Genomic DNA, 15,223 nt, shown 5'->3' with positions numbered 1-15,223 from the left:
GAGAAAAAGTGTTACGTGACATGTGTTTCCGCTCGCAAGAGGGTCAGATGAAGTGGTCGGACAACCAGGCACCGATATCGGCAGCAGCCAGAGAAGCGCCGGTGGGCGCCCCGTCGCGAATGGGGCCGCCGAAGTGGGTGCCCTCGATCGCCACGCGGGTCTTGTCGACCGAGCCGAGAGCCTCGACCATCCTCGACGCGTCCTCCGGGAAACACGCCTGATCGCCGGTCAGTTCGACGAACAGCGACGGAACCGTCACCGACGGAGCACACCGGACGAAGTCGGCGTTGGAGCTCAGACCGGACCACGTCGACAACCACGCATCCGGCGTCGACAAGCGCGCGAAGCCGACGAGTCCGTAGTTCGTCAGATCCGGCCGTCGGCCGAACAACGAACCGTACGGTCGAGCGTTCGGACTGAGCGAGAGGTCGGTGAATCTCAGGTCCGCGTCGGTACGATAAACGGTCAATATGCGCGGTGCCAACGCATTTCGACGGTCGGCAGGATCACCGCTTGTCTCGAAACGCCGCCGGGCCTCGGATGCCTCGCCGACCCGTGACCGCGCGAGAGTATCCAGCCGAGCGACGCGCTCGTGCTGCGCGGCGCGATACCGATGAACGAAGTCCTCCGGATACGACGAACTTTCCGGTGCGTCGACGAATCCGTTGGCTGCATCGAAGGGAGCGAGCGACGGGTCGATGGACATGGGGTCGGATTCGTCGACGACGGAAGGATCGATCAGTCGCAGCAGCAGCGCACCCTGTCCGGGGTGCGGAGCCATGAAGATCGCACCGTCCGGCACCGGCATCTCCGCCGACGTGAGATCGATCGGCCGACCGGACGGGGTGACCGTCAGTCGATGCTCCGGCGCAAGACCGGCCTGCTCGTGGTAGAACGCGAACAGGGTGCCGCCACCGGAGTGTCCCAGCGTCACAACGTGATCGAACGACCGCGAACGCAGGAATACCTGCCCGGCGGCTGCGTCGAGCAATGCCTGCTCGTGTACCAGGGAGATGTCGTTGTTCACCGAACGCGTGCCCTGGGTCCACACCGCGTATCCGCGGGCGAGGAGTTCGGGCACCAGTACGTGGTGCGTCAGATCCTGTCTCGGGTGCATCAACGCCACGACGACGTCGGCACCGCGAACCGTTCTCAACACTCCGCTGACCTTGGCGCCGTCTGCGGTGGTCAGCTCGTGCGTCGAGGTGACGGTGTTGCTCGGTGCCTCGGCGGCGTCGATGTAGCGACCGGCCCCGAGACGGGCCGCAGTCATGATCCCTCGACGCGCAGAGCGTCTTTGTCCCACTGTGTGATTCGAGAGTCGGACAGGCCCGAGACACTGCTGTACCAGACTGCGTGCCTGCATCCGGTCGCCCGACGATCGATCACGATGTCCCCGTCCGAGACTATGCGGAAGTACGGGCCGACATGGTCCACGCGCACGGCCGGATCGATGTCCGCAACCGACGCGATCGTCGTGTTCTCCGGAATGTCGAGGACGTACAACGTGGTCACGATACCCCCACCTCGTTCTCGGCCGACCAGTCGGCCGCACGCTCGACGATCAACTCGGCCTTGCGGGTCAACAGGTTCGCCATACTCGGGTCGGGTCCGCGAACGACGTCGATCAGGGCGTCGATCGTCAGATTCGCGTCGAGGTCCTCCTGCGGCGTGACCGGACGCATCGCGCGGGTGAGCTCGATCATGTAGCCGTTGGGATCGTGGGTGTAGATGGACTCGATCGTCTCGTGCTGGATCTGCATCTCCACGGGCCAGTCGCTGCCGTCGAGCCGTCGTCGATACTCCATCAGGTCTTCTTCGCTGTCGACGTGAATCGCCAGGTGACGCGAGCGGATGAAGAAGATCGGTACGTCGTCGGCGAAGCGTGAATACGCGTCACCCTGTGGTCCACCGTCGAACGGCTCGAGACCGAAATAGTAGAAGAATGCGAGGCGATCATCGTTGCCGATGTCGAAGAAGAAGTGGATGAAGTCCGGATGCTTCTCCGGTCCCCACCCCGCTGCGCAGATGGAATGGACGACGGGGAACCCGAGCACGTCGCGGTAGAACTCGACCGTCGCGGCGGGATCGAACGTGGGATAGGCGACGTGGTCGACGCCCCGAACCTTGTGTGGCAAGTCGGACATGGAGATTTCCTCTCTACGAAGTGACGATCTACGACGCGACGACGGCGTCCGCGCGGAGCAACGAGCCGGCATCCGGTAGATCGACGGACAGGTCGAGCGCACGGAGCAGGCTGTAGGCACCTGCCGTGGCGGCCGAGAGCACGGGAATCCCGAACTCGTCCTCGGCAGCCTGGACGAGAGGCAGGGACGGCATCTGTACGCACGCGGAGATCACCAGTGCGTCGGCACCGGTGAGATCCAAAGATCTGGCCGCGTCCATGACTCGTTCGCCAGGGATGCAGCCGACTTCGGCGTTGTCGGAGACTTCGAGGGCACGCCAATCGAGTACGCGAATACCTTCGGCCTCGATGTACTCGACCACCTTCTCCGCGAGTGGTCGCATGTACGGCGTCACGAGAACGATGTTGCTCGCGTCCAGAGCGCGCAGGCCTTCCACGAGGGCTCCCGCGCTCGACCGGACGGCTGCATCGGATCCGCCCGTGGCGAGTTGCTCGGCCACCAACCCCTCGACGCGTTGGTGTTCCCCGGGCCCGGCGACCATCAGGGCGACGAGGCAGGCATAGAGAACGGCGTCGATCCCGGCATCACCCAATTCGAGGATGCACCGCTCTCGCTGGGCGTTCATCGCTCGCAGTTGCTCCGGTGACACGGCCTGCATGCGCATCCGCGAGGAGTGGAACGAGAACCGCGCCTGTCGATGTCGCGCCAACAGGGCCGGCATCTCCGTTTCCACGGTGACGTTGGAGCTCGGAACGACCAAGCCCACACGGTGAATATTCATGCACTGCCTTCCGGTATTTGACGTTGATGACGAGTATTCGACGTTTGCGATGATTCGTCAAGTGGCGTCCACCAGCGGAAGTGAACGGCAGTATCGAGTCGGACGGAATCGAGGGAGGTGACAGCACTCACATTCGTGCTTGACATGTCGTCGGTCACGTCGAATACTCGACGCAGACGTAAGCAGTGTTCGAGGGTGCCTCGCTCTCACATGCCAGAACGTCTTCGACTCGGACCTAAGGAGCACACCGGCATGACCTATGTGATCGGAGTGGACGTCGGCGGAACGTTCACGGATGCAGTACTCGACGACAGTTCCGGCACCGTGGTCGCGGCCAAGGCGCCCTCGACTCCACCCGACTATTCCCAGGGCGTCATCGACGTTCTCGAAGCGTTGGCCGAGCAGCTCGGATGCCCGGTGCAGGAGATGCTCGCGAACACCCACCACATCGCGCACGGCACTACGTCCTCGCTCAATGCTCTGGTGATGGGCAATGTCCCGCCGGTCGGGTTTCTGACCACCAAGGGGCATCGGGATTCGATCTACATCATGAACGTCGAGGGCCGTTACCTCGGTGGATCGCCCGAGCAACTGCAGAACGTGTTGGGGCAGAGCAAGTCCCACGGTCTGGTTCCCAAGCGGCATGCACTCGAGGTCACCGAACGGCTCGATCGAGACGGCAATGTCGTCGTTGCCCTCGACGAGGAGTCCGCGCGCGTCGCCATCCGAAGCCTCGTCGACGACGGCGTCTCCGGCATTGCGGTCTCGCTGCTCTGGTCGTTCCGTAACCCGGTGCACGAGCAGCGTATTCGTGAACTGGTGCACGAGATCGCGCCCGACATGTTCGTCTCGCTGTCCTCCGAGGTGAGCCCGCGCATCCGTGAGTTCGCCCGCAACGCGACCACGATCATGAGCACTCAGATCGGTCCGGGACTGCGCGACTACCTCGGTTCGTTGGAGAAGAAGCTGCGTGCCCTCGACCTCGCCGGCCCACTGCTGGTGATGCAGAGCAACGGCGGTGCCGTTGCCGCAGCCGAGGCCCCGAAGAACGCTATCAGCACAGTCGGTTCCGTGTTGACCGGCGGCGTGGTCGGTGCCGTGTCGCTCGGAAAGCAGCTGGGACACGAGAACATCATCGCCACTGACGTCGGCGGAACCACGTTCCTCGTCGGCTTGGTCGTCGACGGTGAACCGGTACGCGCGTCGAGCACCATCATCAATCACCACCCGATCAACGTGCCCACCCTCCAGGTACACGCCATCGGCTCCGGCGGCGGTGCCATCGCCTGGGTGGATGCAGGCGGTAATCTTCAGATCGGACCGCACAGCGCGCAAGCCGTACCCGGTCCCGCCTGTTACGGGCAGGGCGGAACCGAACCCACCAATGCCGATGCCAACCTCGTCCTCGGTATCCTCCCCGAACGCGGATTGCTCGGCGGTCGCAAACCACTCGACAAAGAGCTTGCGCGCGAGGCCATTCGACGCCGAATCGCGGAACCGCTCGGTCTGTCGATCGAGGATGCGGCGGCTGCGATCTACGCCGTGCAGAACGCCCAGACCGGCGATCTCCTGCGCAAGACCGTCGTCGAAGCCGGACACGATCCGCGCAACTTCGTCCTCTACGCATTCGGCGGAGCCGGACCGTCGCACTGCGCCGCGTATGCCGCCGAGGTCGGCGTCAAGGAGGTCATCGTTCCACTCGGGCAGGTGGCGTCGGCGTTCTCGGCCTACGGCCTGGCGTCGTCGAACATCGTGCTCGCGGCCGAGCTGTCCGACCCGGCCGCGATGCCCCTCGATCCGGCCCGCGCCGAGGCCAATTTCGAAAGCCTCGAGAAGCGGGTGCGCGACGCCCTCGGTCGGCAGGGTCTCAATTTCACATCCGTCGAGGTCGAACGTGAAATCGACATGCGGTACACGATGCAGCTGGCCGAGGTGGCCACGACCGTTCCAGGAGGCTCGCTGGACTCGGCGAGTGTCGCCCATGCCTCGGACCTCTTCGAGCAGCGGTACGCAGATCTGTACGGCAAGGACAGTGGATTCCGCGAAGCCGGCATTCAGGCGATCACCTATCGCGTTCGCGCGACGGGCGTGCTGCCGTTCTCGCCGACTCTGCCCGAATTGAAGTCGGCCGACTCCGCCGACGCATCGGCGGCCCGCATCGGCTCCCGAAAAGTCAACCTGGACGGTCGAATCGGCTACGTCGACACCGACATCTACGACTACAGCAAGCTCGCTGCCGGGCACGTCCTCGCCGGCCCCGCCATCGTCGAGGTCCCCACGACGACCGTCGTCGTCCCGCACGGCACCACCGGAACTGTCGACCGCCTCGGCAACCTCAACATCGTCGCCGGCTGAGACCACAGGAGAACCGCACCATGACATCAGCAATTCCCGGGTCCGAGATCTTCTCGTCCCGCCCCGTCGATCCCGACGCCCTCGCGCGCACCCTCCCACCGACCCTGCCGGTGCACACCGTCACGCAGCAGCAGATCGACGACCTCGATCCGTTGACCTACGAGGTCATCCGGCACCGACTCTGGTCGGTCACCGACGAGATGGGCGAGGCACTCAAACGAATGTCGGGCTCACCCATCGTCACCGACGCGAACGATTTCGACTTCGCGATCAGTGACGAACTGGGACAAGAGGTTCAGGTCGGCCTCTACAACACCATGCTCGTCGGAGCCGTGGACCTGGCGATCTACTGGACCCTGCAACATCGCGCCGCCAACCCCGGAATCGCGCCGGGTGACATGTTCCTGTGCAACGACCCGTGGGTCGGCGGGGGACTGCACCAGAGCGACGTCATCGTCTACCAACCCATCTTCCACGAGGGCAAGTTGTTCGCCTGGACCAGCGCGATCTGCCACGAACCCGACCTCGGCGGTTCCGGACTCGGGTCGTTCGACCCGTCCGCGAAAGATGTGTTCTCCGAATCACTTCCGACTCCACCGGTCAAGGTCGTCCGCGACTACGAACTCCAGCGCGACATCGCCGATCTCTGGGTGCGACGCTCCCGAGTTCCGATGCTGGTCGGGCTCGACCTGCGCGCGAAGATCGGTGCGAACACCGTCGGACGCAATCGCATGCTCGCCGTCATCGAGCAGTACGGTGCCGACACCGTCAAGGCCGTCATGAAGCGCATGATGACCGACGCCGAAGGCCGACTGCGCAGCAAACTCTCGTCGCTGCCCGACGGGACATGGAAGGCCACCGGCTACCAGGACCAGTCACACACCGGTGATCGCGACGTGCACAAGATCACCGTCGCGATGAGCAAGACCGCCGACCATCTCACGTTCGACTTCACCGGCACCGACAAGCAGACGGGCGTCATCAACTGCACCTACGCAGGAATGCGCGGCGGCGTCATGCTCGCCTTGCTTCCGATCCTCGCGGGTGACATTCCCTGGTCCGCAGGCGGATTGATGCGATGCTTCGACCTGGTCTCCGAAGAGGGCACCATCAACAACGCGAGCTTCCCGGCGGCGGTCAGCCGTGGTCCCATCGGACCGGCGTGGCTGACCGGAACCCTCATCGCCGAATGCCTGTCGCAGATGCTCGACCGATCGGTGGACCTCGGCAAGAGCGTGCAGGCTGCATGTTGCGGCACCTGGGACACCGCCGTGATCGCAGGCCTCGACGAACGCGGAGAACAACCCGTTCCGTTCCTCAACATCATGATGGAACCGATGGCAGGCGGTTACGGCGCACGCCCGACCGCAGACGGCATGGATACCGGCGGACTCTTCTGTATTCCGATGGGGCGCATCCCCGATACGGAAATGACCGAGTTCCTCTACCCGCTGCTCACGCTGTGGCGTCGTGAAGAGCCGGACTCCGGTGGACCCGGTCGTCAACGAGGTGGCGTCAGTGCATCGCTCGCTGTCACGCCGTACGGCACCTCGCTCCCGATGGGCCTCGTGCTTGCGTCTGCGGGTAAAGCCGTGGCGCAGAACAACGGTCTCGCCGGCGGATACCCGGGTAACACCGGACTCGAAATCCTGGCACGCAGTACCGACGTCATCGAACAGTTCGCAGCGGGAAAGATTCCCGGGGCCCTCGAAGAGCTGGGCGGCGGAAAGGAATTCGGCGCGTGCTACGCCGAAAGCTACGTCGCTCCGGGTGAAGTGCTGTACATGCACTGGCAGGGCGGCGGCGGTTACGGAGATCCGTTGCATCGCGATCCGGAGGCCGTCGTGGTGGACCTACGCGAAGGCAAGGTCACCGCGGAGGGCGCGAACATCGTCTACGGCGTGGTGATCGACGGGGGAAAGGTGGACGAGGCAGCAACTACGCGACGACGTCGGGACATGATCGACGAACGGCGCACGCGTTCCACCCAGCATTCCGACGCCCCCATCATGGATCTTTCGCTGGCCAGGCGGCTCGACGACAACCTGTCCGAGGTGACCGTCGGGGACGTTCGGGTCATCGCCTGCGCACAGTGCGGGCGACTGCTCGGTGACGAGAAGAACAGCGGTGTACTGGATCTGGCTCGCTACGAGGGCCCGTCCTCGGCGGCCGGACCGCAGGTGACCTCGGATCCGGCCGAGTACGTCGACACTCCCATCGTCTTTCGCCAACTGTGCTGCCCCGGATGCTGGACGGCCGTCTACTCGGGAATCGTCCCGGCCGACCACCCCGATCATTCGTTGGAGATCTCTCGATTGCTTCCTGCGGTGGCTCAGCGATGACGGTGACCACCGAGGCGACCCACTCGGACTGGGACGGCAGGCTGGTGCGATACCCGCAGGACCGAGCACAGCACTATCTGCAGAGCGGGTCGTGGAGTTCGCTACCGACCAGCCGACGGTTCCGCGACATCGCTGTCCGGTATCCCGACCGGCTCGCCGTCATCAGCGCCGAGGGGTCGATGACCTTCGCCGAACTCGACCGTCGTACCGACGCCATCGCCGCCGGATTGGTTCGACTGGGTCTGCTGCGCCTCGATCCGGTGCTGTTCCAACTGACGAACCGGCTGGAGACGGTGCTGGCGTGGTACGGCTGTCTCAAGGCCGGGCTCGTTCCCGTCGCCACACTGGCCGCGCACCGGATGCACGAGATCGCGCACATCGGTGCCGCGGTGGGTGCGGTCGCGCACGTGGTGGAGGCCGGTCTGCCGTCGTTCGATCTGGTCTCGTTCGCCCACGAGCACGCCGCGGGCAGCCAGACCGTTCGCCATGTTGTGACCGTCGGAGCAGCAGAGGGTGGCGAGCTGCGCCTCGAGGACCTCGGGCAGGGCATCGACCCCACCGAGGCCCGAGCAGTCGTCGAAGCCATCGAGGCCCAGACCGATCCCGAGGACGTCGTTGCCTTCCAATTATCCGGCGGGACAACGGGAGTACCGAAGGTCATTCCGCGGATCCATGCCGAGTACTGGAACAACGCACTCATGTACGCGCAGCGGCTCGAGTGGACATCGGACAGCCGCGTCGCCCATCTGATTCCCATCGTCCACAACGCAGGGATTGCCTGCGGTCTGCACGCCTCGCACTCGGTCGGCGCGTGTCTCGTACTCGCGACCGCCGACGTCCGATCGGCGTTCGACCTCATGGAACGCGCGGAAGCCACCGAGGTGTTGATCGGCCACGGTCACTACCAGGCCGTGTCGAGTCCCGAGTTCGATCGCGTGCGTGAGCGTCTGCGGCACGTGATCCTGTCCGGTGCCAAAGTGTCACCGGCACTGATGGACCGCGTCGACGACGGTCGAGATCATTGGGCGGGTCAGTTGTTCGGAATGTCCGAGGGGTTGCTCACCGTCACCCCGGTCGCCGCTCCCCGCGACGCCCGGATCGCCACCGTCGGCACCCCGGTCTGCGCGGAGGACGAGGTGCGCATCCTCGATCCCGGTACGGAGATCGAGCTGCCCGACGGGGAAGTCGGGGAACTGTGCTGCCGTGGTCCGTACACGATCACCGGGTATTTCGGTGCCCCCGAGCACAATCGAACTGCCTTCACCTCCGACGGTTTCTACCGGACCGGCGATCTGGCGTCGATCTCCGTCGTCGCAGGCGAGCGGTACGTCACGATCGAGGGGCGGATCAAGGACCTCATCAACCGCGGCGGCGAGAAGATCAACGCCGAGGAGGTGGAGCTGCTGCTGCTCGATCACCCAGCCGTTCGTTCCGCGGCCGTGGTCGCGATGCCCGACCCTCGGCTCGGCGAGAAGACGTGCGCGTATCTCGTCACCGACGGGGCTCCGTTGACGATGGCCGACGTGCAGGAACACCTCACGGGGCTCGGCGTGGCCAAGTTCAAGTGGCCCGAACGTCTCGAATGGGTGAACGAGCTTCCCCGAACCAACGTCAACAAGATCGACAAGAAGCGTCTGCGGCTCGACATCGCCGCGAAGCTCGAGAGGCAACGATGAAACTCGACCGCGTCGTAGTCATCGGCGGAGGCCCGGGCGGGCTCTACGCCGCACGGCTGTTGAAACTGTCCAATCCCGACGCGGAGATCACGGTCTACGAACAGAGTTCACCGGATACGACGTTCGGCTTCGGAGTGGGGCTGGCGTCACGGACGCAACGCAACCTTCGGCAGGCCGACGCCAGATCTCTCGACGCGATTGTGGCCGAATCCTATTCGCACGAGATGTCCATGCAGGTCGGCGACAGCACGGCCCGCTTGGCCCACGGCGATCTTCTCGCGATCGGCCGCGCCCGACTGCTGTCCGTGCTGCAGCAGCAAGCACACGACGCCGGGGTTCGACTCGTGTTCGGCGAACGTCACCGAGCGCACGAATTCGATGCCGACCTCGTGATCGCATCGGACGGAATCAACAGCGCGACACGCACGGCCGACGATCGATTCGGTGCGGACATCACCACCGGAACCGGGCTCTACCTTTGGTGCGGAACGGATTTCGCACTGCCGAGTGCCATCTTCGTGCCCGTCACCACCGAGCACGGCACGTTCGTCGCTCACGCGTATCCCTATGCGGCAGATCGCAGTACGTTTCTGATCGAGACCGATCTCGACACGTGGCACCGGGCGGGCTTCGACGTCACGACAGCTGCCACGGATCCGGCCGACAGCGACGAGGCGTCGTTGCGCTACCTCGAGAAGGCATTCTCCGAGACACTCCAGGATCACAGCCTCATCGGCAACCGGACCAGGTGGATGCAGTTCCGAACCGTCAAATGCCGAAAGTGGGCGGTGGACAACACAGTTCTTCTCGGAGACGCCGCCCACACAGCCCACTACTCGATCGGATCGGGAACGAAGCTCGCCATGGAGGACGCCATCGCCCTCGATGCCGCACTGGCGTCGGCTGAGACGGTCGACGAAGCCCTCACCGAGTACGAACGGGTGCGTCGCCCTGCGGTGGACCACCTCCAACAGATCGCGGTGCGCAGTGAACAGTGGTGGGAGTCCTTCCCGCAGCGGATGGATCTACCCGTGGACCAGCTCATGGTTGCGTACATGACGCGAGCCGGGAAGGTCGGTCTCGAGCGGTTTCTCGACTCCGCCCCCGAGGTGGCGTGGAAGGGAATTGCCGGCTACGCACAGGTCCCGGCCGACTCGGAGGTTCCCGTCGACGTATCTCGGTGGATCCTCTCGCGTCCCATCGACCACGGTGGGCGGTCGTTCCCCGACCGATTCGCCCCGTCCGATCTTCGCGACGATCCGACGACGACGGTGGTCTCCGTGGACGTCGAGTCTGCGTGGAACGAGAAGGCGACGGCCGTCGTCGACGAGGCCAAGGCGAGCTCAACGGTGTGGTTGACCGGGTCCGAGGAGCGTGATCACGTCCTCACCCGTCTCGATGTCGCGGAGCGAATGATGCGCAACACCAGCGCACTCGTCGTCGTCGATGTGCCGAAGGAGTGCATGCCCGACGCGGTGGCAGGTCTCGTCGGTGCGCGCACCCACCTGGTGTCTGTCGGTCCTTGACGAGAGCGACGGTTATTCTTCGGTCATGACACGCGAGGACTCACCACGGGGATCGGCGCGCAATCCGCGTCGGGAGCTGGTCGAGAAGCAGATTCTCGACCAGGCCACGCGGTTGTTCGCGGAGAAGGGTTTCGCCAGTACCACCCTGCAGGACATCGCCGACGCCACCGGTCTCACTCGGCCGGCGCTGTACCACTACGTAGCGAACAAGGACGAGTTGCTCTCGCGACTGATCAGCGAGAGCACCGAGACGCCGGCCGCTGTTCTGCACGATATCAACGAGCGATCCGACCTCGGGCCCACGGAGAAGCTGCGGAAGATGGCGACCGCGATCGCGTTGAATCAGGCCCAGAGCGCCGATCGCTTCAAGCTCATCATCAGATCTGAAGCCGATCTCCCCGAGGAGATGTCGCACACCTATCAGCAGAGTCGCCGGCACGTGCTCAAGGAGTTCGTGACGGTCGTCGAAAGTGGTGTCAAGGCAGGGGAATTCCGGCCGGTCGATCCGCGCACTGCGGCACTCGGCATCATCGGCATGCTCAACTGGGTCGCGTGGTGGCACCAGAGCGGTGACCCCGACGCCGATCGGAGCGTGGCCACTCAACTCGCCGACATGGCACTGCGCACCGTTGCTCAGGACAGCGGCAAGCCCGTCGTACCGGAGGGGCCCGAGCGGGCCATCTCGATGCTCCGCGAGGATCTCGACTACCTCGAACGCATCCTGGCTCGGGATCGAACCCGGTAGAGCGTGAAAGAGTGGCTCCGCAGTGCGACACTTCGCCGCTCATATCCCTCTGCACGACCGAACGGTTCGGTGCACCCCGGAGTTCTCGGATCGGACCCGTATGGCCCCGCCCAGCGCCTTTCGGTGGCGGGCGGGAGTTGGAATGGAAAGTCAGTTCGCTCCGAGTAGTTCGGCCATCTGTGCATAGAAAGCTGCGGGATCGCCGGCGAGAGAGGACTTCACCATAGCGGTCCATTCGTCGACGATGATTTCGATGGAGCCGGCCGCCAGACCGTCCAGGGCGGCACGCGGCACTGTGCGGGGATCGATCTTCGGTCCGTCGTATCCGGCGGCGATGTCGGTATCTGCAGCGCCGAGAAGTACGCCCTGTACGAATGTTCCCTGCGGTGCAAGTTCCAGGCGTACTCCGTTCGTCATGTTCCATTCGGCGGCCTTCGCGGCAGCGTAGGCACCGGATCCCGTTGTGGCGAACCATGATAGAGCCGACAAGATATTGACGATCGAACCGCCACCCTGTGCTGCGAGCACCGGGGCGAATGCCCGAACGACGTGCAGTGTGCCCCAGAAATGTGTGTCCATCTCGCGTCGAACCTCGGTGAGGTCACCGGTGACGAGCGCGGCGCCGGTGGAGATGCCCGCATTGTTGACGAGCAATGTGACATCGGACGCCGCCGACGCCGCTGCTCTTACCGATTCGCTGTCGAGTAGGTCGAGCGTCAACGGCACCACCCGGTTGTCGTCGAAGTCGAGCGTTTCGGGTCTGCGAGCCGTCGCGTAGATTTTTTTCGCGCCTCGATCGAGTAGTTCGAGGACGAAGTGACGGCCGATGCCGCGGTTGGCTCCGGTGACGAGGGCGATCTGGTCGGAGAAGTCCATGGGACCTTGCTTTCTTCGCGAGTTTCGTTCTTTCGGTCCTGATCGGTCCGATATCGACAAGGCTAAAACTTCACGTTAACGTCAAGGGCAAGTCCGAAAATCGAACGTTGCTCCGAGGGAGATACTGGATGCGTATAGGCGAGGTGGCACACCTGGCAGGAGTGAGCACGCGAGCTCTTCGCTACTACGAAGAGCAGGGCTTGCTGGCGTCCGAACGTACCTCCAGCGAACAACGCGTCTATGCGGAGTCTGCCGTCGAGCGGGTGAAGTTACTCCAGCAACTTTTCTCCGCTGGTCTTTCGAGTCGGAAGATTCTGCAACTACTGCCGTGTATAGACAGCGGCCAGAGCTCGCCCGAGGCCTTCGAGATCATGAGAATCGAACGAGACCGAATCACCGCGGCCATGGCCGATCTGGCCGCCACGCGTGACGTCCTCGATCGGATGATCGACATTGCACACAACCCGACACCCGAACACTGTCCTGCGCTTCGAGACACCCCATGGGCACCGTTCGAGGCCGACGCATCTGCTATGCATCGATGAACTGCCCGACTCCATCCGCACCCGCGTCGATTGCTTCGTCGATCGTTTCTCCCACTGCGGCCGCACCGAACGCAGTCATGATCGTCCCGGCGTGATCGAGTCCCGGCATCGCGGTGATGGACGTCAGGTCGAGCGCGTCGACGATCTGGCTCGAGTACATAGGCGCGGAATCGGCGCCAACGCTCCACTGCGCGTGCAGGAATCGAATCGGCATCGTCAGTTCCCGGAACCGCGAGGCACCGAAGAAGACGTCCGTGGCGTCCGCGACGACCGCATCGGACGACAGCCGGACCGATCCGTCGACCAGATCATGTTCGGCGTACGTTCGCAAGAGCGGATCGGCGGGGTCGAGTAGCGGCAACGACGTCGAGACCAGGAATTCGATGTAATCGCCGATGTCGTTCCAGTGCTGCTGAGTTCGAGCGATCCTGTCCGAGAAGACCGCGGCAACGTTCTCCTGCGTGAGGCCGGCGGGCGGAGCCACCGGCACGCCCCCGTCGACGAGGACGAGACTCTTCACCCTTGACGGGTAGCGGACCGCGAACTCGACCGCCACGAATCCACCCATCGACATTCCGCAGACGTGCACCGCGCCGAGCCCCAATGTATCCAAGACGGAGTCGAGATCGTCTGCGTGCTGCGCCAACGACGACGGTCCGGTGACGTCCACGCTGTCACCTCTGCCGCGAAGGTCCGGGGCGACGAGTGTCAGGTGCGGAGACTCGGCGCGCAGCCAGCTCCACAGCATGCGCTGGCTCGAGACCCCGTGCACCACGAGGATGGGCTCGCTGGTGCCGGTGTGTGTTTCGACGGCGAGGTGCCCGCCGGATACCGGTACTCGATCGATGGTCATGTCTGCAGACAGTATGGGAAGCCCATCGCACGCGACATGGATCTCACACCCACTGTGCTTGTCGAATTATGGCTGGATCATCCGTACCGCGGTGCCAGGTCGGCCGGAACCACTCGCGGAAAGGTGCGACGATGTGGGTCGGCGCTGGGTAGGACGCATCACCTCAGCGGCGCAGCTCTTTTCGCATGATCACCCGTGGGATACCGCCGGATACCGACGTCGTCTCGGCTGCGAACTCGAAGCCCGCCGACTCGAACAACCCGCGGGTGCCGACGTAGGCCATCGTGAGGTCGACCTTCGCACCCTTGTTGTCCACCGGATAGCCCTCGATCGCGGGAGCACCGTGATCGGCTGCGAACCGAACCGCACCGTCCAACAACGCATGCGCGATGCCGCGTCGGCGGTGGCCGGCCTTGACTCGGAAGCACCAGGCCGTCCAGACCGGCAGATCGTCGACGTGCGGAATGTTGTTGGACCGCGCGAACGGTAACTCCGAGCGTGGCGCAACCGCAGCCCAGCCGACCACCTCGTCTCCGTCGTAGGTCAGCACGCCCGGCGCGACTTTTCGACGGGTCAGCTTCTCGACGTACGCGGCGCGTTCCGGGCCGACGAGTGACCTGTTGGTCGCGGAATCGATGCGGTGACTCAGGCACCAACACACCGACGAGGTCGGATTCTTCGGGCCGAGAATCGCACGCACGTCCGCGAACGACGTCGCAGGCCGTACCGAGAAGCTCACCCGCCGACCATACCCAGCGGCGGTGCTGTACTACTGGTCCAGCAGGCGGTGTGTTTCGAGACGGTACGGTCGAGGGCGTGAAAACTTCGATCGTCGGCACCGGTGCCGTGTGAACATCTCCGCGAGCGACCGTGCATTCCTGGCCCGGGCCGTGGATCTGGCAACGGACGCAGTGCGAACGGGCAACGATCCGTTCGGCTCGCTGTTGGTGTCGGACAGTGGTGAAGTGTTGGCCGAGGACAGGAACAGGGTCGGCGACCTGAACGATCCCACCCAGCACCCCGAGATCGCACTGTCGCGGTGGGCTGCGACCAACCTGGACGCCGATCAGCGTCGATCCTCGACGGTCTACACCTCCGGTGAGCATTGCGTGATGTGTGCTGCGAGCCATGGAATCGTCGGACTCGGTCGCATCGTCTACGCCACATCGACGGCTCAATTGCTCACGTGGCTCGAAGAATTCGGTGCTGCACCACTGGCAATCACGGCGTCGCCCATCGAACAAATCGTGCCGGGCATAGTTGTGGACGGTCCGGTGGCCGAGTTCGGCGACACCGTTCGCGATCTGCACAGGCAACGTCACGCGTCTGCTCGGTAGCGCACTCGCGAACGAAGAGGGGAAGATTGTGCCGGACGGC

The 15,223-nt window shown here is 64.2% G+C and carries 14 protein-coding genes; 7 read left to right on the top strand and 7 right to left on the bottom strand.

Going from position 1 to position 15,223, the window contains the following annotated elements; all coding sequences use genetic code 11:
- Positions 1 to 43: 43 nt before the first annotated feature.
- Genes CH273_RS11020 through CH273_RS11005 form a run of 4 tightly spaced genes read right to left on the bottom strand, consistent with a single transcriptional unit; the run spans position 44 to position 2,928 of the window.
- Positions 44 to 1,273, bottom strand: coding sequence for a hypothetical protein (locus tag CH273_RS11020; protein WP_032394847.1), 1,230 nt, complete (start codon positions 1,271 to 1,273; stop codon positions 44 to 46).
- Complete coding sequence (locus CH273_RS11015; RefSeq protein ID WP_032394846.1) at positions 1,270 to 1,515, bottom strand: hypothetical protein; 246 nt, start codon at positions 1,513 to 1,515, stop codon at positions 1,270 to 1,272. Before CH273_RS11015 ends, CH273_RS11020 begins: the two co-directional genes overlap by 4 nt.
- Positions 1,512 to 2,147, bottom strand: a complete 636-nt coding sequence (locus CH273_RS11010) for a VOC family protein (RefSeq protein ID WP_032394845.1) — start codon at positions 2,145 to 2,147, stop codon at positions 1,512 to 1,514. Before CH273_RS11010 ends, CH273_RS11015 begins: the two co-directional genes overlap by 4 nt.
- Positions 2,148 to 2,175: 28 nt before the next feature.
- Positions 2,176 to 2,928 (bottom strand): maleate cis-trans isomerase family protein, encoded by a 753-nt coding sequence (locus CH273_RS11005; protein ID WP_032394844.1) that lies wholly within the window; start codon positions 2,926 to 2,928, stop codon positions 2,176 to 2,178.
- Between the two features lie 252 nt (positions 2,929 to 3,180).
- On the opposite strand from CH273_RS11005, the gene CH273_RS11000 reads away from it, so the two are divergent.
- The 5 genes from CH273_RS11000 to CH273_RS10980 are packed head-to-tail and all read left to right on the top strand — an operon-like array spanning position 3,181 to position 11,572.
- Positions 3,181 to 5,283, top strand: a complete 2,103-nt coding sequence (locus CH273_RS11000; RefSeq protein WP_032394843.1) for a hydantoinase/oxoprolinase family protein — start codon at positions 3,181 to 3,183, stop codon at positions 5,281 to 5,283.
- A 20-nt stretch (positions 5,284 to 5,303) separates the two neighbouring features.
- Positions 5,304 to 7,625, top strand: coding sequence for a hydantoinase B/oxoprolinase family protein (locus CH273_RS10995; protein ID WP_032394842.1), 2,322 nt, complete (start codon positions 5,304 to 5,306; stop codon positions 7,623 to 7,625).
- Positions 7,622 to 9,301 carry a (2,3-dihydroxybenzoyl)adenylate synthase gene (locus tag CH273_RS10990; protein ID WP_032394841.1) on the top strand — a complete coding sequence of 560 codons (1,680 nt, stop codon included), beginning with the start codon at positions 7,622 to 7,624 and terminating at the stop codon, positions 9,299 to 9,301. Before CH273_RS10995 ends, CH273_RS10990 begins: the two co-directional genes overlap by 4 nt.
- Entirely contained in the window at positions 9,298 to 10,827 is a 1,530-nt protein-coding gene (locus tag CH273_RS10985; protein ID WP_032394840.1) for an FAD-dependent monooxygenase, read from the top strand. The genes CH273_RS10990 and CH273_RS10985 overlap by 4 nt, the downstream gene beginning before the upstream one ends.
- Before the next feature lie 25 nt (positions 10,828 to 10,852).
- Positions 10,853 to 11,572, top strand: a complete 720-nt coding sequence (locus CH273_RS10980) for a TetR/AcrR family transcriptional regulator (protein ID WP_052049382.1) — start codon at positions 10,853 to 10,855, stop codon at positions 11,570 to 11,572.
- A 150-nt stretch (positions 11,573 to 11,722) separates the two neighbouring features.
- Here the strand turns inward: CH273_RS10980 and CH273_RS10975 are convergent, their stop codons facing one another.
- The gene (locus tag CH273_RS10975) at positions 11,723 to 12,448 is read right to left on the bottom strand and encodes an SDR family oxidoreductase (RefSeq protein WP_032394839.1); all 726 of its coding nucleotides are present in this window, start codon (positions 12,446 to 12,448) and stop codon (positions 11,723 to 11,725) included.
- A 128-nt stretch (positions 12,449 to 12,576) separates the two neighbouring features.
- Between CH273_RS10975 and CH273_RS10970 the strand changes: the two genes are divergently transcribed.
- Positions 12,577 to 12,993, top strand: a complete 417-nt coding sequence (locus CH273_RS10970; protein ID WP_032394838.1) for a MerR family transcriptional regulator — start codon at positions 12,577 to 12,579, stop codon at positions 12,991 to 12,993.
- On the opposite strand, the gene CH273_RS10965 is transcribed toward CH273_RS10970, so the two are convergent.
- Both CH273_RS10965 and CH273_RS10960 read right to left on the bottom strand, forming a co-directional pair.
- Positions 12,980 to 13,846 carry an alpha/beta fold hydrolase gene (locus tag CH273_RS10965; RefSeq protein ID WP_032394837.1) on the bottom strand — a complete coding sequence of 289 codons (867 nt, stop codon included), beginning with the start codon at positions 13,844 to 13,846 and terminating at the stop codon, positions 12,980 to 12,982. The two genes, CH273_RS10970 and CH273_RS10965, sit on opposite strands and share 14 nt — an antisense overlap.
- A gap of 163 nt (positions 13,847 to 14,009) precedes the next feature.
- Positions 14,010 to 14,585 carry a GNAT family N-acetyltransferase gene (locus tag CH273_RS10960; RefSeq protein WP_032394836.1) on the bottom strand — a complete coding sequence of 192 codons (576 nt, stop codon included), beginning with the start codon at positions 14,583 to 14,585 and terminating at the stop codon, positions 14,010 to 14,012.
- A gap of 109 nt (positions 14,586 to 14,694) precedes the next feature.
- On the opposite strand from CH273_RS10960, the gene CH273_RS10955 reads away from it, so the two are divergent.
- Positions 14,695 to 15,183, top strand: coding sequence for a nucleoside deaminase (locus CH273_RS10955; protein ID WP_032394835.1), 489 nt, complete (start codon positions 14,695 to 14,697; stop codon positions 15,181 to 15,183).
- Positions 15,184 to 15,223 lie beyond the last annotated feature (40 nt).

The sequence above is a fragment of the Rhodococcus sp. 05-339-2 genome (assembly GCF_002258965.1).
Classification (GTDB): Bacteria; Actinomycetota; Actinomycetes; order Mycobacteriales; family Mycobacteriaceae; genus Rhodococcoides.
This window is presented reverse-complemented; position numbering and strand designations above follow the sequence as displayed.

What these genes read in the sequence shown, in the direction of transcription:
- CH273_RS11020 (WP_032394847.1), bottom strand. Translation starts at nt 1,273, where the DNA reads ATGACTGCGGCCCGTCTCGGGGCCGGTCGCTACATCGACGCCGCCGAG.
- CH273_RS11010 (WP_032394845.1), bottom strand. Translation starts at nt 2,147, where the DNA reads ATGTCCGACTTGCCACACAAGGTTCGGGGCGTCGACCACGTCGCCTAT.
- CH273_RS11005 (WP_032394844.1), bottom strand. Translation starts at nt 2,928, where the DNA reads ATGAATATTCACCGTGTGGGCTTGGTCGTTCCGAGCTCCAACGTCACC.
- CH273_RS11000 (WP_032394843.1), top strand. Translation starts at nt 3,181, where the DNA reads ATGACCTATGTGATCGGAGTGGACGTCGGCGGAACGTTCACGGATGCA.
- CH273_RS10995 (WP_032394842.1), top strand. Translation starts at nt 5,304, where the DNA reads ATGACATCAGCAATTCCCGGGTCCGAGATCTTCTCGTCCCGCCCCGTC.
- CH273_RS10990 (WP_032394841.1), top strand. Translation starts at nt 7,622, where the DNA reads ATGACGGTGACCACCGAGGCGACCCACTCGGACTGGGACGGCAGGCTG.
- CH273_RS10985 (WP_032394840.1), top strand. Translation starts at nt 9,298, where the DNA reads ATGAAACTCGACCGCGTCGTAGTCATCGGCGGAGGCCCGGGCGGGCTC.
- CH273_RS10980 (WP_052049382.1), top strand. Translation starts at nt 10,853, where the DNA reads ATGACACGCGAGGACTCACCACGGGGATCGGCGCGCAATCCGCGTCGG.
- CH273_RS10975 (WP_032394839.1), bottom strand. Translation starts at nt 12,448, where the DNA reads ATGGACTTCTCCGACCAGATCGCCCTCGTCACCGGAGCCAACCGCGGC.
- CH273_RS10970 (WP_032394838.1), top strand. Translation starts at nt 12,577, where the DNA reads ATGCGTATAGGCGAGGTGGCACACCTGGCAGGAGTGAGCACGCGAGCT.
- CH273_RS10965 (WP_032394837.1), bottom strand. Translation starts at nt 13,846, where the DNA reads ATGACCATCGATCGAGTACCGGTATCCGGCGGGCACCTCGCCGTCGAA.